The sequence below is a fragment of the Sphingomonas paeninsulae genome, from assembly GCF_003660165.1.
Taxonomy (GTDB): Bacteria; Pseudomonadota; Alphaproteobacteria; order Sphingomonadales; family Sphingomonadaceae; genus Sphingomonas_O; species Sphingomonas_O paeninsulae.
Map to the genome: position 1 here is coordinate 771,497 of NZ_CP032828.1, position 22,696 is coordinate 794,192.

The 22,696-nt window shown below is 59.4% G+C and carries 22 protein-coding genes and 3 pseudogenes; 14 read left to right on the forward strand and 11 right to left on the reverse strand.

All coding sequences use genetic code 11. The annotated features are described in order from the left end of the window. Positions 1 to 259: 259 nt before the first annotated feature. Positions 260 to 2,161, reverse strand: coding sequence for an MDR family MFS transporter (locus tag D3Y57_RS05000; RefSeq protein ID WP_239025750.1), 1,902 nt, complete (start codon positions 2,159 to 2,161; stop codon positions 260 to 262). A gap of 158 nt (positions 2,162 to 2,319) precedes the next feature. On the opposite strand from D3Y57_RS05000, the gene D3Y57_RS05005 reads away from it, so the two are divergent. After that, positions 2,320 to 3,048: a dienelactone hydrolase family protein gene (locus D3Y57_RS05005; RefSeq protein WP_121151886.1), complete on the forward strand. Its 729-nt coding sequence runs from the start codon at positions 2,320 to 2,322 to the stop codon at positions 3,046 to 3,048. Between the two features lie 161 nt (positions 3,049 to 3,209). On the opposite strand, the gene D3Y57_RS05010 is transcribed toward D3Y57_RS05005, so the two are convergent. Beyond that, entirely contained in the window at positions 3,210 to 3,998 is a 789-nt protein-coding gene (locus D3Y57_RS05010; protein WP_121151888.1) for a class I SAM-dependent methyltransferase, read from the reverse strand. Positions 3,999 to 4,077: 79 nt separating this feature from the next. Here D3Y57_RS05010 and D3Y57_RS05015 point away from each other — a divergent pair, with 79 nt between their 5' ends. Beyond that, positions 4,078 to 4,863: an MmyB family transcriptional regulator gene (locus tag D3Y57_RS05015; RefSeq protein ID WP_121152131.1), complete on the forward strand. Its 786-nt coding sequence runs from the start codon at positions 4,078 to 4,080 to the stop codon at positions 4,861 to 4,863. A 168-nt stretch (positions 4,864 to 5,031) separates the two neighbouring features. On the opposite strand, the gene D3Y57_RS05020 is transcribed toward D3Y57_RS05015, so the two are convergent. Beyond that, the gene (locus tag D3Y57_RS05020) at positions 5,032 to 5,397 is read right to left on the reverse strand and encodes a hypothetical protein (RefSeq protein ID WP_121151890.1); all 366 of its coding nucleotides are present in this window, start codon (positions 5,395 to 5,397) and stop codon (positions 5,032 to 5,034) included. A gap of 135 nt (positions 5,398 to 5,532) precedes the next feature. Beyond that, on the reverse strand, positions 5,533 to 6,630 hold the full coding sequence (locus D3Y57_RS05025; RefSeq protein WP_121151892.1) for an FUSC family protein: 1,098 nt from the start codon (positions 6,628 to 6,630) through the stop codon (positions 5,533 to 5,535). Between the two features lie 206 nt (positions 6,631 to 6,836). On the opposite strand from D3Y57_RS05025, the gene D3Y57_RS05030 reads away from it, so the two are divergent. From D3Y57_RS05030 to D3Y57_RS05055, 6 genes are all read left to right on the forward strand, one after another. Continuing rightward, positions 6,837 to 7,292 (forward strand): MarR family winged helix-turn-helix transcriptional regulator, encoded by a 456-nt coding sequence (locus tag D3Y57_RS05030; protein WP_121151894.1) that lies wholly within the window; start codon positions 6,837 to 6,839, stop codon positions 7,290 to 7,292. Then, on the forward strand, positions 7,289 to 9,331 hold the full coding sequence (locus D3Y57_RS05035; RefSeq protein WP_121151896.1) for an FUSC family protein: 2,043 nt from the start codon (positions 7,289 to 7,291) through the stop codon (positions 9,329 to 9,331). Before D3Y57_RS05030 ends, D3Y57_RS05035 begins: the two co-directional genes overlap by 4 nt. Beyond that, on the forward strand, positions 9,328 to 9,534 hold the full coding sequence (locus tag D3Y57_RS05040) for a DUF1656 domain-containing protein (protein WP_121151898.1): 207 nt from the start codon (positions 9,328 to 9,330) through the stop codon (positions 9,532 to 9,534). The genes D3Y57_RS05035 and D3Y57_RS05040 overlap by 4 nt, the downstream gene beginning before the upstream one ends. Continuing rightward, on the forward strand, positions 9,531 to 10,406 hold the full coding sequence (locus tag D3Y57_RS05045) for an efflux RND transporter periplasmic adaptor subunit (protein ID WP_121151900.1): 876 nt from the start codon (positions 9,531 to 9,533) through the stop codon (positions 10,404 to 10,406). Before D3Y57_RS05040 ends, D3Y57_RS05045 begins: the two co-directional genes overlap by 4 nt. Further along, positions 10,403 to 11,797 carry an efflux transporter outer membrane subunit gene (locus D3Y57_RS05050; protein ID WP_121151902.1) on the forward strand — a complete coding sequence of 465 codons (1,395 nt, stop codon included), beginning with the start codon at positions 10,403 to 10,405 and terminating at the stop codon, positions 11,795 to 11,797. Before D3Y57_RS05045 ends, D3Y57_RS05050 begins: the two co-directional genes overlap by 4 nt. Before the next feature lie 247 nt (positions 11,798 to 12,044). Then, a complete protein-coding gene (locus D3Y57_RS05055; RefSeq protein WP_121151904.1) occupies positions 12,045 to 12,989 on the forward strand; it encodes a DMT family transporter in 945 nt (314 codons plus the stop codon). Positions 12,990 to 13,019: 30 nt separating this feature from the next. Here the strand turns inward: D3Y57_RS05055 and D3Y57_RS05060 are convergent, their stop codons facing one another. Beyond that, positions 13,020 to 13,166, reverse strand: coding sequence for a hypothetical protein (locus tag D3Y57_RS05060; RefSeq protein WP_162986972.1), 147 nt, complete (start codon positions 13,164 to 13,166; stop codon positions 13,020 to 13,022). Between the two features lie 53 nt (positions 13,167 to 13,219). Between D3Y57_RS05060 and D3Y57_RS20050 the strand changes: the two genes are divergently transcribed. Together D3Y57_RS20050 and D3Y57_RS05065 are read left to right on the forward strand one after the other, a co-directional pair. Further along, the gene (locus D3Y57_RS20050; RefSeq protein WP_162986863.1) at positions 13,220 to 13,381 is read left to right on the forward strand and encodes a hypothetical protein; all 162 of its coding nucleotides are present in this window, start codon (positions 13,220 to 13,222) and stop codon (positions 13,379 to 13,381) included. Between the two features lie 164 nt (positions 13,382 to 13,545). Then, positions 13,546 to 13,915: pseudogene (locus tag D3Y57_RS05065) on the forward strand (transposase); the annotation flags it as partial. Positions 13,916 to 14,330: 415 nt separating this feature from the next. Here D3Y57_RS05065 and D3Y57_RS05070 read toward each other — a convergent pair. Then, positions 14,331 to 14,843, reverse strand: a pseudogene (locus tag D3Y57_RS05070) (transposase); the annotation flags it as partial. Between the two features lie 123 nt (positions 14,844 to 14,966). On the opposite strand from D3Y57_RS05070, the gene D3Y57_RS05075 reads away from it, so the two are divergent. Both D3Y57_RS05075 and D3Y57_RS21540 read left to right on the forward strand, forming a co-directional pair. Continuing rightward, complete coding sequence (locus tag D3Y57_RS05075; RefSeq protein WP_121151908.1) at positions 14,967 to 15,977, forward strand: GSU2403 family nucleotidyltransferase fold protein; 1,011 nt, start codon at positions 14,967 to 14,969, stop codon at positions 15,975 to 15,977. 532 nt (positions 15,978 to 16,509) lie between these two features. Next, entirely contained in the window at positions 16,510 to 16,704 is a 195-nt protein-coding gene (locus D3Y57_RS21540; protein ID WP_430739002.1) for a helix-turn-helix domain-containing protein, read from the forward strand. A 338-nt stretch (positions 16,705 to 17,042) separates the two neighbouring features. Here D3Y57_RS21540 and D3Y57_RS05085 read toward each other — a convergent pair whose 3' ends face one another. Beyond that, positions 17,043 to 17,381, reverse strand: a complete 339-nt coding sequence (locus D3Y57_RS05085; protein ID WP_162986864.1) for a hypothetical protein — start codon at positions 17,379 to 17,381, stop codon at positions 17,043 to 17,045. Here D3Y57_RS05085 and D3Y57_RS21300 point away from each other — a divergent pair. Beyond that, positions 17,318 to 17,742, forward strand: a pseudogene (locus tag D3Y57_RS21300) (LysR substrate-binding domain-containing protein). The gene D3Y57_RS05085 and the pseudogene D3Y57_RS21300 overlap by 64 nt on opposite strands. 123 nt (positions 17,743 to 17,865) lie before the next feature. Here the strand turns inward: D3Y57_RS21300 and D3Y57_RS20755 are convergent. The 4 genes from D3Y57_RS20755 to D3Y57_RS05100 all read right to left on the reverse strand — a co-directional run bounded on the left by D3Y57_RS20755 (position 17,866) and on the right by D3Y57_RS05100 (position 21,691). Further along, complete coding sequence (locus D3Y57_RS20755; RefSeq protein WP_239025752.1) at positions 17,866 to 18,192, reverse strand: site-specific integrase; 327 nt, start codon at positions 18,190 to 18,192, stop codon at positions 17,866 to 17,868. A 180-nt stretch (positions 18,193 to 18,372) separates the two neighbouring features. Continuing rightward, entirely contained in the window at positions 18,373 to 18,813 is a 441-nt protein-coding gene (locus tag D3Y57_RS20760) for a site-specific integrase (protein ID WP_239025753.1), read from the reverse strand. Next, positions 18,791 to 19,093: a hypothetical protein gene (locus D3Y57_RS20765; RefSeq protein WP_239025754.1), complete on the reverse strand. Its 303-nt coding sequence runs from the start codon at positions 19,091 to 19,093 to the stop codon at positions 18,791 to 18,793. Before D3Y57_RS20765 ends, D3Y57_RS20760 begins: the two co-directional genes overlap by 23 nt. Positions 19,094 to 19,294: 201 nt before the next feature. Next, on the reverse strand, positions 19,295 to 21,691 hold the full coding sequence (locus tag D3Y57_RS05100) for a TonB-dependent receptor (protein WP_121151914.1): 2,397 nt from the start codon (positions 21,689 to 21,691) through the stop codon (positions 19,295 to 19,297). Between the two features lie 218 nt (positions 21,692 to 21,909). On the opposite strand from D3Y57_RS05100, the gene D3Y57_RS05105 reads away from it, so the two are divergent. Further along, complete coding sequence (locus D3Y57_RS05105) at positions 21,910 to 22,689, forward strand: enoyl-CoA hydratase/isomerase family protein (protein ID WP_121151916.1); 780 nt, start codon at positions 21,910 to 21,912, stop codon at positions 22,687 to 22,689. Positions 22,690 to 22,696: the final 7 nt, after the last annotated feature.

Sequence of the window (22,696 nt, forward strand, 5' to 3'; positions counted from 1 at the left end):
CCATCGCCGGAAAAGCGTCGGGCAGCGTCAAAGGCGGTATAATCCAGTTTCGCGACGTCATGAATGCTGGAAGTACCCACACCGAGATTATCGACCGAAATCAAGAACCAGCCACGAGCCGCCCGGTTGCTTGAATAAATGTCGATGTGCCTGAGCACTTCGCTTTACCAGACATCAAACCTGACGTTGCGTATAGCGGATATCTCTTGCCAAACTTATCTGTGTTGATGTGACATGATCGATCGCCAGTTGGATCGGGTTACGAAATTGCCGCCCGGGAGCTGGCCGGCAGTTCGGCGACCAACTCGCGCGCCAGGCCGTTGAGCATCGCCCTGACTTCGTCGTGATCTTCCGGTGACCAGCGTTTGAGGATTTCCGCGAGCCGCGCGCGATAACCCGCGACGACCTGCTCGAAAGTCTGGAGACCTGCTTTTGAGACCACCATCTTGCCGTCGCCTTCGTACGTCAGAAGACCTCGATCGATGAGACGAGAGGCGATCGGCTCAAGCTCTCCATCCGCGAGATCTTTAGGCGATCTGTCCGCATCCCGACAGAGCTGTGCCAAGAGCCAGATCTCATCGGGCGCAAGCGAGACATTGGCTTGTTCAGCGATACGCCGATAGGTCTCCCAGCGATGCTCGCGCAGACCCAGTCGCGTGACGATCTGCTCCAGTTCCTCGAGCGAGGTCGCGTCGTGTGGCATCGCGAAGCTCTCCCCAATCGTCTCCGATCGTTCGCCGCCCTGCAACGGAACTTCCTTGAGAAACCAGGTAAGCAAGAACGCAAATGCTGCAATCACCGCCGCCGAGAGGAACACCGGTTGGAGCGCGGCGGTGAACACCTCTAAATACACGCTGCGGACTGCGGGTGTCAGCGCCGCCATGCCCGCTGCGTTGCTTGCGTTGGGCAGTACGGCTCCGGCCGGCATCCGACTGGCGAGGCCGCTCGCAAGGTTCGCGGCGAAAATTGCGCCGAACAGCGATACACCGACCGAGCCCCCGGTCGAACGGAACAGGGTCGTGCCCGAGGTGGCGACGCCCAGATTGCGGTAGTCGACGGCGTTCTGCACGGCCATAACCAGCACTTGCATGACCATACCGAGACCGAGGCCCAGCACCAGCATGTAAGCGGGGGCTGCCCATAAGCTGCTGGTCGTTCCCAGCGTAGAGAGCAGGCCCAGACCAATTGTCATAACCGCAGTGCCAATGATCGGAAACAGCCGGTAGCGGCCAATCCGACTGATGATTTGTCCGCTGACGATTGAAGTGACGAGCACGCCACCCATCATCGGCGTCAACTGAAGGCCGGCGGTGGAGGGGCTGACTCCCTTCACCACCTGCAGGTAGATGGGCATGTATGTGACCGACCCGAACATCGCCAGCCCGACAATGAACCCGACTGCGCACGCGACGAGGAAGGTTGGATTGGTGAAGAGGGGCAATGGCAAGATCGGCTCAGATGCCCGCTGCTCGACCATGATAAAGCCGACCAGCGCCGCAAGAGCGAGTGCCGCCAGCCCAAGGATCATGGGGGAGTTCCAGGGATAAGTATGGCCACCGAGGCTGGTGAACAGGACGAGCGCAGTCAGTAGGACCGCCATCAGCGCTGCACCGGCTACGTCGATCGCCGGTCGCCGCCGCTCGGCCGGCGACGTGAAGGCAATGGCAATCACACTCAGAGCGACGAGTCCGAGCGGCAGATTGATGTAGAATATCCAGCGCCAGTTAAGATGCTCGACGAAGAAGCCGCCGATCAAAGGTCCGAGCACGGTCGAGACTCCGAACACGCCCCCGAAAAAGCCCTGATAGCGGCCGCGGTCACGCGGTGGGATGATGTCGGCGATAGCTGCCATGGTCGTCACCATCAATCCACCGCCGCCTAATCCTTGAATTGCGCGAAAAGCAATCAGCTCGCCCATCGAGCGACTGAGGCCGCACAGTGCCGAGCCAGCCAGGAACAACAGGATCGCACCCTGCAGCACGATCTTGCGTCCGAACAGGTCCCCGAGCTTGCCATAGAGCGGCGTGACGATGGTGGTCGCCAGCATATAGGCGGTGACGATCCACGAGAGATGCTCCAGTCCACCGAACTCGCCCACGATCGTAGGTAGCGCCGTAGACACGATCGTTTGGTCGAGTGAGGCCAGCAGCATCACCAGCATGAGTGCGCCAAAAATTAGCCGCACCGATTGCGGCATGGGGAGTGACGGAGGCGCGACCGATGTTTCCTTGGACATTCTGACGCGATCCTCTCCGTTGCTCGCTGCATCCTTGCGGTCTAACCTCCGTCGAACAAGAACTGGTTCGAGGCAAGCCGCAGATGCACACCACAATCCTGACCTACGACGCCGATGCTCTCCAGATGGAGAGCCATCTGTATATTGACGCTGCGCGCGAGGGACGCCGCCCGGGCGTGCTTGTGTTTCCGGAGGCCTTCGGCCTTGGCGATCATGCAAAGTCGCGCGCCGAGCGTCTCGCTGGACTTGGCTATGTCACGTTGGCGTGCGATCTTCACGGAAACGGCAAGGTTTACAATGAACTTGACGCAGTGATGGGATTGATAAATCCGCTGCGCGAGGATCCAAAACGCACCCGTGCACGCGCGCGGGGCGGCTTGGACGCTCTCCTTGCCCGACCGGAAGTCGATCCTGCACGGGTGGCGGCGATCGGCTATTGTTTCGGCGGCACGATGGCCCTCGAACTCGCGCGTGGCGGGGGCGCAATCGCCGGCGTGGTCGGCTTCCATAGCGGGCTGGCGACCGTTTCGCCGGACGATGCGAAGGCGATCACGGGCAAAGTGCTTGTCTGTACTGGGGCCGACGATCCGGGCATTGACGCCGCACAGCGTACGGCTTTCGAAGAGGAAATGCGCGCTGGTGGCGTCGACTGGCAGATGAACGTTTATGGCGGTGTTGTGCACAGCTTTACCAATCCAGCCGCCGATCGGCTCGGGCGCCCGAACTTCGCGCGCTACGATGCCAAGGCGGACGCGCGGTCCTGGACGGAGATGCAGGCGTTCTTCGATGAAATCTTCGCCGTGGCTGCCTGATGGCTACATTGGTGTAGTGGCTTGCCATCCAGACTTCACTCGTTGCCGGCAATGCCTGAAACGGGAAAGCCGCTTTCGATCAAAACAGAGCCGGTCGTGGCGCGTTTTTTTGCCCACAAAGCCGGACACCGCGAGACAAAACCTTCGATCCGTGTCCCAACTCAAGCGGCGGAACTCCACCTTGCTCTGCAAGCAGCAGCCTCGATCTGTATTGTGTCGAGTGTGAAGGAACCGTCCGATTCAATCTCGTAATATGTCGTAGTTTCGGTCGAGGCGCTCTGTTGAAGTGATCGAATTGCCGCTCGATGTGGTTCGAGTGTTTGCATACGCTCGACCCAAGTCGCATAGTCCATGCGAAGCCGCCGCGTTTGTGTGTTCCGCACGCGGAAACCGGCACGCGCCAGTGCAGCCTCCCATTCGAACCCTGTATAATTGCGAACATGAGAGGGATCGCGAAGTAACTCCACGGCTTGCAGATGGGTGTCGAGCACAGCAAACCCTGGGGACACCACGTCGATGAACACGGCGGTCGAACCGGGTTTCAATACCCGCCTTGCCTGTCGCAACCCAGCCTCGAAATTGTGCCAGTGATGGGCGGAAAAGCGGCAGGCCAGGAAGTTGAACGACGCGTCATCGAACGGAAGATTTTCGGCCGACGCGACGCACGTCTCGATGTTTGACAAGCCCCGTTCGCGGGCGGCGTCGGATACGGCAATCATCATCTCGGCCGAAAGATCGACGGCCTTCACTGAGACTGCATGGGACGCAAGCCGATAGGCGACATGCCCCCCTCCCGCTCCAAGGTCTATCGCCCGCTCGGGATTTTCACGGCGGGCCACAGTCTCCAGCGCAGCGAGATCGTCGCCGCCAGCATGGACGGCGCTTTGCACATAAGCATCGGCGCGAGAACCGAACTGATCCTGAACAACAACATTATGCAAACGGGTCATGGGCATCCTCCTTAACTCTTAGAGAGCGCCTCCATCAGCCTATTACAATATGCAATCTTATCCTGTTATAATGTATCCCATGAAGAGCGAGGAACAGCGTCGGCTACTCGGACAGTTTGTCCGCTCACACCGCGAGCGTGTCGTTCCGGACCTACCGACACGTAGACGCCGGACGCCCGGATTAAGGCGAGAGGAACTTGCAGTGCGTGCCGGCATCGGTGTTACCTGGTGCGCTTGGATCGAGCAGGGACGTGATGTCAGCGCGTCACCCGAGGCGCTGGCCAGACTGGCTGCTGCTCTCGCATTGACCCCGGCGGAACGAGCTTATCTCTTCGAACTGGCAGGGCGCCGCGATCCCGACACATCGCCACCGGGTCCAATTTCCGAGGCACCGGAATCTGTGGCGGCGCTGGTCAAGGCATTGGTTTACCCAGCCTATGGACTGGACAGGTTGTGGAATGCCCGCTGCTGGAACAAGGCTGCTGAACATCTATTTGACGGCTGGTTGGGCGAAGGACAGCAGAAAAACCTGCTACGCTACACTTTCACCATCCTGTCGGTCCGCGATCTGCTTCCCGATTGGGAGGGTAGCGCCCGCCGGTTGCTTGCCGAATTTCGCGCCGATTATGGCCATGCGCTGAACGATAGGAACATGGGCGAGTTTGTCGATCAGATGAAAGACGAATCCGATCTTTTCGCTCGCGAGTGGGATGATCAGTCCGTCATGGCGCGCGAAGGAGGTTCGCGAACCTTCCTTCACCCCACGGACGGCCCGCTCACCTACGAGCAGCACACTTTCAGTCCGGCGGAGCGCCCCGATTACAAGCTGGTGACGCTAATTCCGAACACGCAACGTCAGTTTTGACAAGGGTTGCGCCTGAAAGCTGACTGACTGAAATCCACCCCCTGCCGCTATTCGTCCACTCCGGTCAAAGGCGGGCCAAAATGAATAACTTCTTCGGGCGGCGCGAATTTTGACCTGAAGAGTAAAGATTGAGCGCTGCACGATCTTAGTTAAGCCGGTTCAATCGGGTTAAGAAAACGCCAACGCTGCCGCCACCATTGCAAGTCCAATCAGGATGGCACCCGCAATCCAGCGGCCTGCTGAGATAATGGCCGCACGGGAATCTCCGTTCGTGACCGGGGGATCAGCCTCCAGGCGGCGCATTGCCGCCCGCACCAGACGTGGGCCGTCATCGCCAATTTTTGCGAGTTCCCAGGCCAGCGTTTGCACCGTGGGTGTCCCACGCTCGGGCGAGAGTCTCGCCCGCACGATCCGCACGGTTGCACGACGTATCGCTGCCGAAAACAGAGTGCTAAGTCCAAAGGTGGAAGCAATCTGCAAAATTTCGGTTAAGCGATTTCGATCACGCGTGGCCGCGATGAGGGTTTTGATCATTTTTTCCTAGATAGAGACGCAACGACCAAATCGCGAACATTCGCGCTCTGGATGGCGCAAACCGTGCGACCGAAGCAGAACCTCCAGTGTGTTATTCGAGCGAGCGTTGCGGGCGGTATCGAATAACCGGAAGTTTCAGATTACGCCTGGTTCTTCGGAAGGGGGTGGCGGACCGATGGCCGTGCGTGATGGGCTAAAGACATGCCACAGGATCAGGACTGGCTCGAGCACGGCCATGCCGATCAGGATACCGGACAAGCGTTCGAGTGCGGGTGCGATGGCCACATTGGCATAACTGTCCGGCACAAGGGTAATGAGGATCGCCAACGTGAATTGCATACCGAAATAGCGATAGGCGTGATGGCCATTTTCCAGATGGCGTCCGATAGCGACGCCGACAATTGTTCCGAAAACGAGCACCGCCGCTGACCCCTGAGCTGTGAACAGGAAACACGCTGCGAGCACAGCGCCGGCGATACAGCCAACGAAACGCTGCAATATCCGTATGTTCACTGGCCGGAAGGCACTTGGTCCGATGCCCCCGACAGGCACCAGCATCACTGCCATGATTGTGACGGCCGACTGCGCAAGGGCTGGGACGTGCAGCCATGCCGAAAGGATGATGAGGGTCGCCAGCGCCGTGCCACCTTGTGCCGCATGACGAAAAGCATTCGGATGCCAGCCGGGCTGTTGCTGGGCGGCAGTTCGGCTCGCTGGCCAATAACGGCGCAAGGTGAAGCCCGATGCAAGGCTGACCACCATGCACGCCAGTGTCCCCGCGACCGTTTCCAAAATCCGTGTCTCGACGAATTCGATGAGCGCGATTTGAGGGTGTTCGATTTTGTCGAACAGTACCATTGCGAAAGTCAGCCCGAAGAATAGCCACGCATAGGCGCGTTTTGCGGTGATTGCGGCATAAAGGCTGGCCGTTCCGACCAGCATCAAAGCCAGAGCCGCAAATGGCCAGTGGGGGGCGAGCATCGGAGTTACCAGCAGCGCCAGCAACCCGCCGCCGACCGTTCCTACAACCCGCAACGTGCCGCGTGAAAGTGTGTCGACCACATGGCCTCGCATCACCATGTAACCGGCAAAGGCCGCCCAGGAAATATTCGTGGCACCGATCAAATGCGCAACCAGAATGGCCAACAGGACCGAAAACACGCATTCGAACTCATCGACCCTCCGGGCGTCGATGTGGCGGGTCAACGTCGCTATCAGCTTCCCCTTGGTCATGTTTCTCAGTGGTAGGAAGCTGGACGAAGGTCAACGTACCAACGGCAGAATAGCGATGAAGCACGGCACTGCGGAACCCGCCTCACGACTTGAGGCTACCGCGATGTTAGCGCATGAGAATGGGCTGGCCGTCGTTTAGCACAATACCGATCCACATCCATCATGAGGGATTGCGTAAATCCCCGATTTTATTACTTAGGATGCTAATGACATCCAAACGATTCCAGCTCGAGTCGAACTATTCGCGGACGCTGCTTCCGCTTGCCCGATTGTGGCGGCAGGCCGCGGATCGAGCGCTGAGCGGAATGGGCGTATCCGCAGCATCCGGCTGGGCGTTAGTTCAACTCGGACGGCTTGGCGACGATGCGCGCCAGACCGATCTCGCGCGGGAACTGGATGTTACCGGCGCTTCGCTCGTCCGTGTCGTTGATCAGCTTGTCGCGGCCACGCTCGTGAACCGCCGTCCAGATGAGATCGATGGCCGGGTGACACGTGTATATCTTACGCAAAAAGGGCTCGATCTGTTTGCTGAGATCGAACGCGTATTTGCAGATCTGCGGAAGGATATGCTGATCGGCGTTTCCGATAGTGATCTGGCGATTGCGATTGACGTGGCTGAGCGTCTTGCTGCCCGCTTTACGCGCCAGCGGATAGTAAAGTGACCAATCGATTCGGCGCAGCCGAAGCCCTTTTTACAACAAAATGCTTCATTGCGGCGATGCTCGCCTATTATGTAGCGCTCCGCATTGGCCTGACCCGGCCTTACTGGGCGGTGACGACCTCGTATATCGTCGCGCAGCCGCTGGCAGGTGCGGTGTTGTCGAAGGCGGTGTTCCGGGTTGCAGGAACAGTACTGGGCGCGATCGCTGCAGTCGTACTCGTACCAAATCTGGTCAATGCGCCTGAGCTGTTATCGCTGGGACTCGCGCTATGGCTGGGCTTATGCCTTTACATATCGTTGCTCGATCGGACGCCACGCGCCTATGTGTTTCTACTTGCTGGATATACGGCCAGCATTATCGGTTTCCCATCGGTTCTGGCACCGAACGACATTTTCCCGACTGCGATTTTGCGCGTTCAGGAGATCACGATCGGCATATTATGCGGTAGCTTGATTCACGGTTTTGTCTTTCCACAGACGGTTACGGCGACATTGCTGGCACGGATCGACGCTATTCTAACTGATGCTGAGCAGTGGTCGCGGGATTCTCTGGCAGGTGTTTCCGATGTCGCGCTGGATCAGGATCGGCGGCGACTGGCGCTCGATATCAATGAGCTTCACCAGCTTTCCATTCATTTGCCGTTTGATACCGCGCGCCTGTTGCCGCGCGTTCGCACGTTGCGGGCATTGCAAGCCGAACTTTCGATGCTGTTGCCGCTCGCGAGTGCGGTCGACGATCGGATTGTCGAACTGATGCGCGGCGCGGATGCTCCCCGGCCCGAGGCGATGGACCTGATCGAAGATGTGCGAGCATGGCTACTCGATCCACGCAAGGCGATCGAACGGGGCGCGATTGCCGACGCGCTGATCGAACGCGCGCGCTTATTGGAGCCTGTCGTCGGCGATACTCTTATCTGGCGAGATGCGCTGCGCCTCAGCCTGTTGGCGCGGCTTGCCGATTTGATCGACGCACACCGTAACGCCCGCGATCTGCGCGATCAAATGCGTTCTCCATCCCGAAACCCGGTGATGCCGGGGGTGGCCATCTTACTGGCCCGCAGCGCGCGGCGACCGCTGCATCGTGATCACGGGATCGCGCTGCGGGCAGCGGCCGGCACGGTTGTAACGATTCTGCTGGGATGCACTTTCTGGATTGGGACCGGATGGGCGGACGGAGCAGGGGCGGTGCTCATCGCTGGGGTGTGTTGCGCGTTGTTCGGCAATAGCGACGATCCCGCACCATCGATCCTGATGTTCTTCTATGGCACGCTCATCGGTCTGCTAATGGCTGCGATCTATGCATTTGCGATCCTCCCGCGCGTGACCGATTTCGTGACGCTCGTCGCGGTTCTAGCGCCTGCGCTGCTGCTCATCGGCAAGTTCCTTGCGCGACCGAAGACAATGCTGCTGGCGCTTGGTATCGTGCTTGGCGGGTTGAACACGGTTGGCCTGAACGACCGCTATGGCGGTGGCTTCGATACGTTCCTCAATGGCGGCATTTCGCAGTTGGTCGGGACGTTGTTCGCGGCTGTAACCGTCGGATTGTTTCAGACGATCGGTGCCGAGGCCAGCGCGCTAAGGCTGATTCGAGCCGGATGGCGCGAACTGGCCGAGCGCAGCGATGCACCCGGTCCACCAGACGCCGCGGGATGGATTGCGCGGATGCTCGACCGGATCGGATTGCTGGCACCGCGCCTTGCGTTGCGCGGCGAAGATCCCGGTAAGCCGGTGCTCGATGCCCTCGCCGATTTGCGCGTGGGTGTATCCGTCGGCGAATTGCGGCAATTGCGGTTGGACGGGACGGCAGAAGAAGCCGCGACGATCACGCCAGTCCTGCGCGGCGTCGGCGCGCATTATCGCGCGCTTCGTCCCGGCGAGCCTATGATTCCCGAAGAGCCGCTGCTGGCCGGAATTGATGAGGCGATCAGAGAGCTTTCTCATAGTGACGTGCCTGACAGTCGCCGTGCAGGCGTATTGGCGTTGACATCGCTCCGGCGAAACCTGTTCCCAATGGCCCCTGGCTACGGAGTGGCGACATGACGGGGGAGATTTCCATCGCCGGGGTGTATCTGCCGACGCTGTTGTTGCTTAGCGTCGCGGCAGTGATGTTGACGGGTCTTACCACGCGTCTGCTATCGTTTTTCGGAGCCTATCGCGTGGTCACATATCGGCCGCTCTTCGACCTAGCTTTGTTTGTCATCATCCTCGGTCTGTTGTCCCTTTTCACCGGAACCTCGTCATGAAACCGCTGCCCGCCGCGCTTGCCCGTTCCGCTGTTACGTTGCTGATCGTTATCCTCGCCGTGCTGGTCGCCCTGTGGCTGTGGCGGCGATACGAGACCGATCCGTGGACGCGCGACGGGCATATTCGCGCCGATGTGGTACGTGTGACGCCAGATGTGGCAGGCCTCATCACTCAGGTGGCAGTTCACGACAATCAGTTGGTGAAGCCCGGCGACATATTGTTCGTGGTCGATCGCCCGCGCTTCGAATTGACGCTCGCCCAGTCCGACGCAGCGATTGCGAGCGCGCGCGCGACGTTGTTGCAGGCGGGCAGGGAGGCTCAGCGCGATCTGGCTCTGGGTGATCTGGTTGCCAAGGAAACGCACGAGCAGAACGTCGCACGCGTCGCGACTGCGTCGGCCGCCCTCGCGCAGGCGCAAAGTGCGCGATCAACTGCGGCGCTGAATCTGGCTCGCACGACGGTGCGCGCGACGGTCAACGGGGTCGTCACCAATCTGGACCTGCATCCGGGTGACTATATCGCGGCGGGGACACAGGCGATGGCACTCGTCGACAATGACTCCCGGCGCGTCGAAGGCTATTTCGAGGAAACCAAGCTCGGCAGCATCCACATCGGAGATCCAGTCATCGTCCATCTTATGGGAGAGGCGCAGGCGTTGCACGGTCGTGTCGACAGCATTGCCGCCGCCATTAATGATAGCGAGCGTACTAATACGACCAACCTGCTGCCCAACGTTAATCCCACCTTTAACTGGGTGCGACTGGCTCAGCGTATCCCGGTTCGGGTGAAACTGCTTCAGGTGCCCAAGGGCGTGCCGTTGATTGTCGGACGCACGGCAACGGTGACGATCCTTCCACGGGTGCGGACATGAAGCGGATTGCCGGCCTACTGACGCTTGCCCTGGCAGGATGTACTGCAGTGGGACCAAATTATCGGTTGCCGAACCTCGCTGCCGTTAACAAACCGGCGGCCACGGGAAAGTTCGCGAGCGGTAGCGAGAAGGCGTTTGCCGAAGTTCCGCTGCCTGATCACTGGTGGCAGCTTTACGGCGACAGTCGGCTCGACGGTTTTGTAACCGAGGCGTTGGCGGCGAACACCGACCTGCGCGCGGCCGATGCGAATTTGCGCCGCGCCGATGCCGTGGTCACAGAGGTCGCTGCGGGGCGTAGTTTGTCGACATTGCTTGGTGGCGGGACGTCGCTCGACCGCCTCTATACGACGGGCGGTAAACTGCCCGGAAAGCTCGATTATAATTTGGGTATTTCGCTTGCCTATCCGCTTGATCTTGCGGGCCGCATCCACCGCGCGATCGAGGCTGCACAGGGCGATGCAGAGGCCGTTACCGCCGCGCGCGACAATGTGCGCGTGATGGTCGCGGCCGAAACCGCGCGCAGCTATGCCGCAGCGTGTATGGCCAACGTGGTGCTGGCAGCCAACAATCGCGTATTGACCTTGCAACGCCAGACATTGAACGTGACCCAGCGATTGCAACGTGGCGGACGCGGGACCGCCTTTGACGTAACACGCGCGCGCAGCGCGGTGGATCAAAGCGAGGCGCTTATCCCGGCGGCGATCGCGACGCGCACGGCCGCGCTCTATCGTCTGGCGACGTTGATGGGCCGCGCGCCTGCGAACTATCCAAGGGATGTCGAGACTTGCGCTCGCCCACCGGCTTTGACTCGTCCGTTGCCGATCGGGGACGGTGCCGGGCTGATCCGCCGCCGTCCCGACATCCGCGCGGCTGAACGTGCTCTGGCGGCGGCAACCGCACGAATTGGCGTGGCAATGGCATCGCTGTTTCCCGATGTCTCTCTCGGCGGATCAGCAGGGTTCATCGGACCACTGTCGTCTCTGGGTTCGGGCAATGCGTTTAATCTGAGCCTTGGGCCGTTGATCAGCTGGAGCTTTCCAAATCGGCCCGTCGTGCGAGCGCAAATTGTGGAAAGCGGTGCCGCCGCAGACGCGGCGCTTGCTCAGTTCGATTCGACAACTTTGGAGGCCCTGCGTCAGGCAGAAACCGCGCTGTCGGCCTATGCACGCGAAGGTGACCGCAACGCATCGCTGACGCGCGCGCTGGCAAGTGCAACGACCGCAGCCAGCCAGGCCGGTCGACTTTATACCTTTGGGCGCACCGACTTCCTTTCCCTCCTCACTGCCCAGGCCGTTTTGACCACAGCGCAGGCAAATCTCGCCGCATCGGACGCGCTGCTGATCGATCGGCAGGTCGATGTATTTAAAGCGCTTGGTGGGGGCTGGCAGTGAGTGCTTGTCGTCGATGGTGCCCCCGAACGGGCGGCCTTATCGTTTAAGTATGGTAAAAGGGCTGGTGATGGACCGATCCCTTCGATCGCGGTGGGGCGACGCTACCATCAGCACTTTGACCTCCACGGAATCAATAGGTGAGCCGTCTGGCGCGCAATGGGGACAGACTTGCGCACACGAGCAACCCAAGAGGGGGCCTACAAGGTATTTTCTCGACACCTCTCGCAGCGGTCTCCAAAGGCGTCACATGCTCACCGTCGCCCCAATATTATTCGTGCTGATGTGGTCGACCGGCTTTGTCGCCGCACGCGCGACAGTACCACATGCCGCGCCCGAGTTGATCCTCGCCGTTCGGATGCTGCTCTCTGCTGCGCTACTCGGAACGCTGGTGGCGTTCGCGCGCGAGAGCCTGCCGCGAGGCAGGCAGCTGGCGCTGCACCTGGTGGCGGGTGTGCTGCTCAATGGTGTCTACCTGTGCACCAGTTGGTGGGCAATCCAGCGCGGCATGCCTGCCGGCATTATGGCGCTCCTCGGCGCGCTGCAGCCGCTTGTAGTTGCAGTCGCCTCCTTTGGTCTGCTCGGCGAACGATTGGTGGCGCGCGCCTGGATGGGACTGGGTATTGGACTTGTCGGCGTTGCGTTAGTGCTGGCACCGCTGTTGATGCACGGCGGGCACACTGCGGTGCCATTTGTCGTGGCCGCTGCCGCGGTGGCATCAATCGTTGCCATGGCAGCAGGCACGATGATTCAGCGCGGATCGATCTGCGGCGACCCGATGCGCATTTCGGGTGCAGTGCAAAATCTCGGCGGCGCGATCGTTGCCACCTTGGCGACGGTCGCGATCGGCGACTATCGCTGGGATGGCGCCTTGGCATTATGGCTGGGGCTTGGCTGGTCGGTGCTTGTGCTTTCGGTCGGCGCGCTATCGTTGCTGGTGTGGATGACGCGCCACCACGGTGCGACGCGGGTTAGCGTGCTGTTGCTTTTGGTGCCGCCGCTGGCGGCTGTAGAGGCGTGGATCCTGTTCGGTGAGCGACTGGTGTCGGTTCAACTCGTCGGCTTTGCTCTGGCGCTGGGAGGAGTGTTGCTCGCGCGAATGAAGATGACGCGCCGCACTTTAGGCGCGCCTGTCGTTGCAGATCAGGCAGATGAACAGCGCCAGCCTATTACTCCTGCCACAGGGATTTATTGACCTTCTTGCTTCGTTTACGTTGCCGCAGTTTCACTCAGCAACGTCGGGCAGATAGCGTCGCCCGGTGCTGCTCGACAGCAGCAATTCTCCGAACCAATAAGGGCCGCTTTCCAGGATATCGAATGCAACGGCATGGAGCGTAAAGCGGACAAAGTACTTCAGTTTTAGGCGATACACAGATCGTTCATGTGAATAACGCGAGATGGCAACTTCCACTTGGGAGAATGTAAATGCGTATGTTGAAAATTGTTGGCTTGTCGATCGCTGCTGCTGCCACGCTGACGGCCGGTATCGCTCCGGCAGTAGCCCGCCCCAATCATAAGCCACACAAGGTCTGCAAGGTCGAGCGTCATCATGGTCACGCGCAGCGCGTCTGCCACTGGGTCCGTTGAACTATCGGGTGCCCGGTTCAAGCCGGGCGCTTCAGAGTGCGCCGATCCGGCGAATGACCACAAACTGGTCAGAACGTGCGAAAAGTTGGTTTGGGATTCCGTCAGGGTTGTGACCGGTGTATGCTTTCATCATAGCGTATATCGATGATCATGCGCGGGATCAGATGCTGCTCTTGCCGACAGTAGTCGATGATTATGTAGCAGCAGATAACCGGTTCGGTTCATCGAAGCATTTGTCGATGAGCTGGATTTGAAGGAAACAGGCTTCCTTCGATCGCGACCCAAGACGACCGGTCGCCCCGGTATGATCCGGGCGATCTGCCCAAGCTTTACCTGTACGGCTATCTGAACCGGGTTCGGTCGAGCCGGCGTCTGGAAGCCGAAGCGGTCCGCAACTTCGAAGTCATAGGGCTGCTGCGTGGGATCCGGCCGGACTTTAAGACCATCGCCGATTTCCGCCGCGACAACCGGGGTGCCTTAGAGGCGGTGTTCCGGTCGTTTGTACTGCTGTGTCGCCGGCTCGATCTGTTCGGGTGCGCTAATCGGGGGTGCCGAAATGCGGACGAATTTGAAAACGGACCGTCTGTTTTTCGGACGTCGGCGCGGCAGCTTGAAAGCGGAATGTCCGACTTTGGTAATCGAGAGTCAGCTTGTGTGAAGGGTTTCGAGCGCTTGCGTACAAAAGCCTCCAATGCAGGAACCCGCGGGCCGCAAGAGCGGTGTTATGGGGAAAGAGGATTTTGGTTGGTCTTAGTCGTGCTACGCGCGGCGCGGCTGCGCGAGCGGAGGGTGGCGTAACCGGGTGTTTTGGACACGAACGATGGGCCCATGCAGACTATCACGGTGGAACATTGGGTGATCGGCGCAACGTCCCCGGGACCGGGCACGAGCGATCCCATTGACCGTCGCGTGGTAATCGCGGTCATATTGCCGAGCGGTCCATGCCGGGTCATGGTGCCAGCTCCCGGGCTTGTGCGGTCGATTGCGGCGGTGCGCGCGGCTGACACCAGCGGGCGAAGGACTCGATGATCGTCATGTGTCCACCGCAACATGGGCATGGTGAACGGGCGTCGGCAGGCGCGTCGGGTTCGGGATCGTCTGTTGGTAGTGGGACGGCCAGCAGCGTGCGAGCGAGCGCGAGGCTGTCTTTGCGCGCCGGCTTGGCATAGACAACCCATGGCTTTTTTCTGACCGGCGCAATGTGACGCAAGAAGGCGCGACGATCGGACCAATGCGCCATGCTGCCGTAAAAACGTAACTTGTCCGCGCCGTAGAGCGCCAGCAATCGGGTAAGGAACAGACGGCGGAACAGCTTGCCCAGCACGCGCACCGGCAGGAGGAAGGCGGGACGCGAAAATATCCAGCGCGTGCCATCCGGAGCAATGCCACCGCCCGGCACAATCATGTGCACGTGGGGGTGGTGGGTCAGTGCCGATCCCCAGGTGTGATGCACGGCGGCGATGGTATCCCGCAATTTTACGGTTTAGCAAAATGTAGGATATCCTCATTTTAGATTTGATAATGCCCAGTCGAGATGTAGTATTTATCCCACATATTTTTAATAGTATAATTCGTGGGATAATCTATGACGATCGTGACATCATATACCGACGAGCAGGCGCGAGCCCTCATCAATGTGAGGCAGCGTTATGAGGTGTGGATGGACGTTGAACGGGAACTTGCGCAGCTTCCCTATGATCTGCGACGAAAAGTAATCAGCGGTCGCGCCTATCTTTATAAAATTCACGATCGTGGTGGAAACGGAACAAGCCTTGGGCCGTGGTCAGACGACAACGAGGCACTTTTCGAAACGTACCGCTCCAAAAAGCAACAGGCCAAAGTTCGCCGGGAAATAAGCAAGGCCGCGCTCGATGAGTCCGGTCGCCTGGCCCGTGCTTTGCGGCTGCCAATGCTGGCCAGCGCTGCAGGACCGATCCTGCGTGAGGCGGACCGGCGTCGGCTCCTTGGGACAACAGTGCTCATCGTGGGCACAAACACAATGGCGGCATATGCCAGCGAGGCGGGTGGAATTATCCGGACCATGCCTGACGAAACCGAAGATTTAGACATGGCCTGGACCGAGAGCGATATCAACGCAAACAACGATCAGGTCCTCTGGCAACTCCTGAAAGCGGTCGATCCCACCTTTACCGTGAACACAGAAAGGACCTTTCAAGCGCGCAATGCCAAGGCCTATGAGGTTGAAATCCTCGTTGCACCTTCCAGGGCCGCCACTATGGCCCGAACCGATCGTCCGCGACCAGTTCCATTGCCTGAACAAGAATGGCTGCTTGAGGGCCGGTATGTTGATCAGGTTGTTATCTGTCGAGACGGAAGTCCGGCGCGGATCGTCGCTCCAGATCCTCGATGGTTTGCGCTTCAGAAGCTGTGGATGTCGGAGCAGTCCAAACGTAATCCCTTGAAGCGGAGCAAGGACTGGAAGCAAGGCCTGCTGTTGCTCGACGCTATTGCTGAGGCCATGCCGCATTATCTACTCGATGCGGAATTTGAGGCGAGACTGCCGGGCGAGCTTGCACCATATTTTGTGCGCTGGCACGATCAGCGAAAAATTACACACGCTCCGGCCTGGAGGTAAGAAGGGCAGGGGCCATCGAGTTGTTGCCAAAGTGCTGAATTTCGAACGAGGCTTCGTGCCCGTTTCGCGGATGACACGTGGGCTAAACCGCTTGGGCGCGCGCATGAATCTGCTTCAAGATGGCGGCTTTGCGATCGGAAACATCATCGGACATGATTCTGGAACAGGGAACGAACGAAATTGTAACGCACGTCCTTCAAGACGGTTAGCCAGGCTTTACAGTAGGTTTTATGTGACTCTCTTGCGATGCACCGGCGAATACCATGAGACTGTTGAGGCGTAATTGGCTTAGGCGATTGCGCGAACGCACGCATCGCCCTTATGTCATTAATAAAATTTAACATAACATATATTATCGGACTTGATGTATGTAAGCGCTAGATAGAAATGTCACAGTTGCGCAAGATAGAGATGTCTCACTTGGGCTACCGTGCCCTCCGGCTGTTCGGAGGTATTTGGCATGGCGGTGTTGCATATGAGTACCGAGGAGCTTTCGCGGGTTGAGACGTTGATGCATGTGGTTTCAGGTCGCATGACAGTTATCGAGGCAGCAAGGCTGATGAGCGTCAGCCGCCGCCACGCCCATCGATTGTTGACGCGTTACCTTGATGACGGATCATCCGGGCTTTTGTCGCGCCGCCGTGGTCGACCAAGCAACCGGCGCTTGGATGACGCCATCAGAGACCAGAGAACGAGGAAGACCGGATCGTCTTCGTCGGTCGGCTAAGTCCTATCACCACCGATCGTCAAACGAACAAGGCGGTTCCCCTCCCCCAGTTGTTGTTGGAGAAATTGCGCAGTTATAGCGCCGGCAACGCCCTTCCGGCGGACGCCGTCGTCGTCAAGCGGTAATGGACACCAGGCGGGGGCGGACGAAAGCCCCGTCCTATACCTGAACCACCGCGCCCTCTTGTCCGGCCGAGGCGCGAATGGCCTCAATCACCTTCATGCCCGCGATGCCGTCGGCGAATGTCGCAAGTTTTACCGGCCCCGGAGGTGAGCCGCCCTCAATCAGCGACCGGAAATGCAGGCAAAGCTGGGAATAGGGAGCCAGTTCCGCGGTCGTCAGGCGTTGCCATTCGGCGCTTTGCTGGCGAGGGTCGTTCCGGCATTCGATCGGGGCAGGGAAAGATCGGCGGGCAATTCCAGTTCGCGTGTTTCCAACCTGGTCGCCAACCCCACTTTGTTTCCTTCGGTCCAGATCGAACCTTCGGTGCCGGCGACACGGAAAAAGCTGGCTGGACCGCCTATGGCACCGCCGGTCTGCTGAACGGTGCCCTCGGCCCCATTGACGAGCCGCATCCGGATTACGAAGGAATCCTCGACGTCAGGCGCACCGGTTGAAACCTGAGGAAGCGCAGCGCTGCGCGGCACGCGATTATCTCGCCCGACGTGGAACGCCACACCATGTGTCCGAGCTTGGCCAACATGAATGCCTGGCCGGCACCGCGACAGCCTGGCACTTCAAGGTGGGCGACGAGGAATTCTTCCATCGCCCGCGCGGCCGATGGCGCTGCAACAGCGGAACCGCTGTCGTCGATGCGGCGCTGGCGGGGATGGGTATCTGCCAGCTGCCCGAGTTCTATCTTTTGCCTATATCGACTCCGGTGAACTGAATCCGGTGCTCGATGACTTCCAGCCGGACGAGGAGCCGATATGGGCGGTCTACCCGCAGCGGCGGCATTTGCTACCGAAGATCAGCCGGCTGGTCGAAGCGCTGCGCGACGAACTGCCAGCCGCGATGGGAAACTCGCGGGACAGTTGAAAAATGGCACGGCAGCGAGATCGTTTTAGGCGACCAATGGGTTGCCTCGCAAAGAGCTTCGCTGCCGCACCACTTCTGCAGAATATCCGTTCATTCTATCGGGACGTCAGCAAAGCATCTCCGCTATCCAATTTTTGCCATGAGTCGACCCGCCGCCCCCTGTTCTGCCGCCAGGTTGCGATTGTAGGCCAGCGGCATGCGCGGCGACTTCCACCGCAACGCATCCATAATCCCCACCAAATCCTCGCCGCTGGCAAATAGGTCCTGGTTCAAGTCCACCCGCGTCGAATGCGCGCTGATCCCCTTGAGCAGTCGCGCAAGATCGTCCGTTGTCAGGTCCGCCAGCACGCTGGAATCGAATGCCCGCTGGATCATCGACTGGTAGATCGGCCCGACCGACGCGGGATGAGGTGCCGCCTCTCCCACGTCATATTCGACCCGCGCCGGCACGGCGGGTTTCGACAGCGTCTTGCGCAGGTCCAGGCCTCGCGACCCGAGAGGCTGTCGAGCCGGCAGCCGCGCACTGTGGGACGCGCCTTGTAGCGACGGACGTGACGCGGCGGAACACCGGCCCCGCTTCGATGCCGGCTACCTCCAGCCAAGCCGCGATCGCGCGAACAGTGCGGGGGCTCAGATAGGCGGTCGCCCCCTCCCCTCCTGATCACCTTTGGTGCGCGGGATGCTCAGCAGCCGCGCGTCCGGATCGATCGCCTCAAAGATATGCTCGACCTCGATCGCCACCAACTCGGAGGCACGAAGACCGGTGTCATAGCCGGCGGAGAGAAGCGCGCGATCACGAAAGCCGGGCAGATCTTCCGCGCAGCTTTCCAGGAGCGCCCGCACATTGAGCCCGCGTGGCTCGTCGCGCTCGACATTGCGCACCGGCCCTTTGAACCGCAGCGGCCGCGCCTGTTTCTGCGCCGTGCCAAGACGGCGACGGATCGCCTGCAGGCGCAGCTTCACCAGCGAGGCCGGCGTCGGATCCTTCAGGTCGAGCAGGAGGTGGATTTTGGCGATCGAGGCCTTGTAGCGGCCGAGCGACGCTGGCTTACTCTCCTTCTCCGCGCGCATCGAGATAATCCGCCACGATCTCCGGGGTTGCGGGGAGCGATATGCGGTTGTGGCGACGGCACCAGAAGTCGAACGTCTCAAGGTCGGACTTGAGCGCACGGATGCTGTGCGGCGAAGACGCGGACTGGTACGCAGCGATCAGCGGCTCGATGACGACGATGCGCTCGACCGCGCGCATGTTCACCACCGCCCAGGAAAGATCGTCAGGCGACACCATCAGCGCTGGCGCCGTTTCCCCCGCAATCAGGGCGTTGTCCTCGAGGTGCGCAGGGTTATCCATCGGCGGTGAAGCTCACTTTATAAAGAGAGATCAAATATGGACCCGTGATAAGGGCAATTATCACAGGTCCATATTTTGACCGTATAAGGATGGTAAACTAACGATTCTGATTGAACATCCTGAAATAATCAAATCCCAGGCAATGGCGGTGGGCCCGTTACACAACCCTGAAGTTGCGGATAAACAACTGGCCGCCGGGTGTTAAAAGTGAACGCGTGCTTCGACAGTCACCATCCGTGGCGGCCCGAACGATGCTTCCTCGAACCCGAATACATATATTCCGGTGCCGCCGGTCTTGAAGGTCTTGTCGAAGATGTTGTTAACGTTGGCGGCCAGATCGAATTTCGATCCTCCGATTCTGTTCCATTCGATACGGGCGTCGGCCAGTTTATAGCCGGGTGCATAATTGGCTCCGAACGATGCCGCGTTGAGTTGCTGCCCACCGAGGAACAGCAACGCTGCTGAATTCGGTTGTCGGAACGACTGATCGTTGAAATAGAAGCGCGATTGATAGCTGATCGTCGGTGCAAAGGCGATTTCGCTGCCATCGCCCAGTTCGGTATGGAAGCGCGCGGTAGCGCTTAATTTGTGCTTTGAAACAAGGCCCACCGGATTGACTGACAGATCGGTCGATGGATCGGCCAGCAGCGCCAGTTGCGCAGGATTCGTGAGCGAAACGTCGGTGTATTTATTATAATAGGCATCGACGAACGTGTAATTGCCACTCAGCGATAGCCAGTGCGCCGGATCGATCACGAAATCGGCGTCAAAGCCCCGGTACGTCGATTTCTCGGCATTGTTGACCACAGTGGCCAGCGCCACCGTCTGCCCGTTCGCGACCAGTGTCAGATAGCTGCGCTGTGCACCTTTATAGATGTCCCAAAAGCCTTCGATGTTGAAATGCCCCGGCATACCGAGGAAGTTCAGGCCCTTTTTCAAACCGACGTAGAAATTGTCGACCTTTTCCGGTCCGAACAACGCGGTATCCGCGCTTGGCGGCCGAGCGTTGAAGCCGCCACGTTTGAAGCCTCGCCGATAGCCGCCATAAACCATGCTGTCCTGGTCGATCCGCCATTCCAGCCCGGCATTATAGCTCCAGCCCTTGAATTTGACCTGTTTTGTTTCAAAGGGGAGAGCCAGATTTGCAACCAGATCAGGAAGCGCGGTGACATATTCGAGCGTCTTTTCCTGTATATTGTCATAAGAGCGGCGAACGCCCGCAGTTGCGCTGATCGCATTCGTGAAATGATAGGTCAGCGATCCGAACACCGATTTCGACGTAAACCGCGACTGGCGGTATTGCTCATCATACCCGAGCGGTACCGTGGGGCTGCTGGCTGGATAGGACATTGTGGCGATGTTGATGGTGTCCCGCGCTCCCGGCTGCCGTGTAAGATCGAGCAGACCACCGACGATATAGTCGAGCTTGTCGCTCAACAGGCTGCCCTGAAACTGCACTTCATTGGTATATTGGCGATTGTGCAGGTAACGGGGTGGCCGCACGACATCGACTGCGGCGAGCGCGCTGCCGTCGGCATCGGACGGATTATTCCCCCAGCCCTCCGCATTGATATAGCCGAAGATGTTCTTCATTGTGATCCAGTCGGCGATCTCGATCGTCGTGGTATTGATGACGCCAAAGGTGTTTGATGGCGGCCTCGTCAGATCGACATCGGTATCAAGGACGCGCGGATTTGCTGCCTGACCTGTAAGGGGGATCGGCACGCCACCTGGCCCTTTGAAGAACAACAGCTGTGGGGTGCCCCGGTTCTTGTCCGTATGATAGGTGAAGATCGTGCTGTTCGTGATGCCTTCGGTCGGCTGGACGAGCAGCGTCGCCCGGAACTCCGTGATGTCCTGATTGTCGTAGCGCTGGGAGGGAAGCACATGGCCGTAACCGTCGGTCGCCCCGCCAATCGTCCGGCTGTAACCCCTGCGGGTCCATTCATAGCCCGCAACGCGTAACGCGATTTTGTCGGTCAGGGGAAGGTTGACGGCTGCCTCGACCTGCAGGTTGCGATAGTTGCCGACCTGAACCCGGGCATAGCCTTCGATGCCGTCAAGGCTGGCTGGAGCCGGCACGAACAGGACCGCGCCGCCGGTCGAGTTACGGCCGAACAGGGTTCCCTGTGGTCCCTTCAATACCTGTATCGAGGCCAGGTCGAAGAATTGCGGCGGCAGGCTGGGTACCTGAAACGGTGCGCTCAGGGGCACGTCGGCGAAATAGGTTTCCACGCTGCCCGATGCGGCACCAAAGAACTGGCCGCGACCGCGAATGCTGAACGATGGCAGCGTACTGGTTCCGGAATCTGCCGAAGTGGTCAGCCCCGGCACTGCCTTGTTCAGATCGAAGGCATTGGAGATTGATTTCTCCTGCAACATCTTTTGCGAAAAGGCTGTGATTGCGACGGGCACGCTCTGAAGACTTTCCGCGCGACGCCGTGCGGTCACAACGATATCCGCCTCGCTGGGCTGCGCATTTTCCACATCTGCAGGCGCTGTTGTCGCAGCCTGCGCTAATGCCGGCATTTGGCTGGAGAGTGCCAAAACGCCGAACGCACAGGTGCTTACGAGATAACGAGATATTTTTAGCGGCATGATGCCCCTTCCCTGATTTCACGATCTATCCGTCGCAACGATCAAAATATGATCTCCTTGACAGTATGTCAACCAATATAGAGAACTGATTGGATGGTGTTGCGTAATGGGCGATCGCTGTCGGTTCCCGTAATTTGGACCGCTTTTTATGGCGCCATATTGAGTTATGTAGACAGGTCATCCGACGACGGCCGACCCTTAAAGGAGCGAGATACGACATGACCGAATACATCACCTACGCGGTTCGCGATCAGGTGGGCATCATTTCGCTGAACCGCCCCGACAAGATGAATGCCATCAATGACGACATGGCCGATCAAATCGGTGACCGGTTTCGGACGGCACTCAACGACCCCCGCGCCCGCGTCCTTCTGGTTCGCGCGGAGGGAAAGTCTTTCTGCGCCGGTCGGGATACCACGCAGCTGGGCCATCGCCGCGACGACGAGAGCGACTATCATCACGTACTTGGTGCGCAGCAGCGCAACCTGACATTGATCGACCATGCGAAGCCAGTCGTTGCCGCCGTTCAGGGGCATGCGATCGGCGGCGGTTTCGAGATCGCGCTGGCCGCCGATATTCGCGTTGCGTCGGACGATGCGAAAATCGCCATTCCGGAAATCAAATATGGGCTGCTTCCCGACACCGGGGCCAGCCAGTTGCTGTCGGCCCTGATCGGTCCCTCCAGGACGAAGATCATGATGCTGACCGGTCGCACGATCGACGCCGCACAGGCCGAACGCTGGGGCGCGGTCGATATGGTGGTGCCGCGCGATGAACTTGATGACGTGGCATTCGCTCTTGCTCGCGACATGGCATCCCGCCCGCCCATCGCACTCGCCATGGGCAAGCAGCTTGCCAACCATCTGTGGAACGGTCGCATTCGTGAGGGGATCGGCATGGAATTGCTCGCCCAGAGCGTGCTGTTCCGAACCGACGATTATGTCGAAGCCAGAACCGCTCTTCGCGAAAAGCGGGAACCATTGTTCAAGGGACGCTAGACAATGA

Excerpts from the sequence above, each read along its gene's own strand:
- D3Y57_RS05000 (WP_239025750.1), bottom strand. The coding sequence starts at position 2,161 with ATGCTGGTGATGCTGCTGGCCTCACTCGACCAAACGATCGTGTCTACG.
- D3Y57_RS05005 (WP_121151886.1), top strand. The coding sequence starts at position 2,320 with ATGCACACCACAATCCTGACCTACGACGCCGATGCTCTCCAGATGGAG.
- D3Y57_RS05010 (WP_121151888.1), bottom strand. The coding sequence starts at position 3,998 with ATGACCCGTTTGCATAATGTTGTTGTTCAGGATCAGTTCGGTTCTCGC.
- D3Y57_RS05015 (WP_121152131.1), top strand. The coding sequence starts at position 4,078 with ATGAAGAGCGAGGAACAGCGTCGGCTACTCGGACAGTTTGTCCGCTCA.
- D3Y57_RS05020 (WP_121151890.1), bottom strand. The coding sequence starts at position 5,397 with ATGATCAAAACCCTCATCGCGGCCACGCGTGATCGAAATCGCTTAACC.
- D3Y57_RS05025 (WP_121151892.1), bottom strand. The coding sequence starts at position 6,630 with ATGACCAAGGGGAAGCTGATAGCGACGTTGACCCGCCACATCGACGCC.
- D3Y57_RS05030 (WP_121151894.1), top strand. The coding sequence starts at position 6,837 with ATGACATCCAAACGATTCCAGCTCGAGTCGAACTATTCGCGGACGCTG.
- D3Y57_RS05040 (WP_121151898.1), top strand. The coding sequence starts at position 9,328 with ATGACGGGGGAGATTTCCATCGCCGGGGTGTATCTGCCGACGCTGTTG.
- D3Y57_RS05045 (WP_121151900.1), top strand. The coding sequence starts at position 9,531 with ATGAAACCGCTGCCCGCCGCGCTTGCCCGTTCCGCTGTTACGTTGCTG.
- D3Y57_RS05050 (WP_121151902.1), top strand. The coding sequence starts at position 10,403 with ATGAAGCGGATTGCCGGCCTACTGACGCTTGCCCTGGCAGGATGTACT.
- D3Y57_RS05055 (WP_121151904.1), top strand. The coding sequence starts at position 12,045 with ATGCTCACCGTCGCCCCAATATTATTCGTGCTGATGTGGTCGACCGGC.
- D3Y57_RS20050 (WP_162986863.1), top strand. The coding sequence starts at position 13,220 with ATGCGTATGTTGAAAATTGTTGGCTTGTCGATCGCTGCTGCTGCCACG.
- D3Y57_RS05075 (WP_121151908.1), top strand. The coding sequence starts at position 14,967 with ATGACGATCGTGACATCATATACCGACGAGCAGGCGCGAGCCCTCATC.
- D3Y57_RS21540 (WP_430739002.1), top strand. The coding sequence starts at position 16,510 with ATGACAGTTATCGAGGCAGCAAGGCTGATGAGCGTCAGCCGCCGCCAC.
- D3Y57_RS20760 (WP_239025753.1), bottom strand. The coding sequence starts at position 18,813 with ATGCGCGCGGAGAAGGAGAGTAAGCCAGCGTCGCTCGGCCGCTACAAG.
- D3Y57_RS20765 (WP_239025754.1), bottom strand. The coding sequence starts at position 19,093 with ATGGATAACCCTGCGCACCTCGAGGACAACGCCCTGATTGCGGGGGAA.
- D3Y57_RS05100 (WP_121151914.1), bottom strand. The coding sequence starts at position 21,691 with ATGCCGCTAAAAATATCTCGTTATCTCGTAAGCACCTGTGCGTTCGGC.
- D3Y57_RS05105 (WP_121151916.1), top strand. The coding sequence starts at position 21,910 with ATGACCGAATACATCACCTACGCGGTTCGCGATCAGGTGGGCATCATT.